This is a genomic window from Yersinia sp. 2542 StPb PI (assembly GCF_048593855.1).
In the GTDB taxonomy this organism is placed as follows: Bacteria; Pseudomonadota; Gammaproteobacteria; order Enterobacterales; family Enterobacteriaceae; genus Yersinia; species Yersinia enterocolitica_E.
Genome location: NZ_JAZGQA010000514.1, coordinates 1 through 405 on the forward strand (window position 1 = coordinate 1; position 405 = coordinate 405).

Below are 405 nucleotides of genomic sequence, written 5' to 3' on the forward strand. Positions count from 1 at the left end.
GCCCGGTTCCGGTCGCCGCGCCGGAGGCCAAGGTCACAATGATCTCCCCTTCATCCAGTTGCATCACCGACAAACCGCCAAGATCTGGTGTGACATTCGCCGGTAAATTAACCCGAACCTCACCGCCACCGGTGGTATCGATATTATTCGCCGTGAGGGTTCCTAAGGAGCTGATGATACCTGAGTTATCCACCAGATTATTAAACAGCAACGTACCGCCATTGAGCGCCAGCCCACCGATATTCTGTACACCGTCTGCCACCGAGGCCAGACTGCCGCTGGATAATTTCAGTGTGGAATTCGTCAAGGCTGTCGTATTCAAACCATTGATATTGAAAATGGTATTTTGCAAATTCACGATGCCGCTGAATGCGCCGCCCACTGAAGAGCCGAAATCAAATGCCG

General features: G+C 52.3%; 1 protein-coding gene. It reads right to left on the reverse strand.

The window, feature by feature from the left end; all coding sequences use genetic code 11:
• Window positions 1–405: hypothetical protein (locus V1952_RS22555; protein WP_420075636.1), on the reverse strand; the 405-nt coding region annotated here is incomplete at both ends.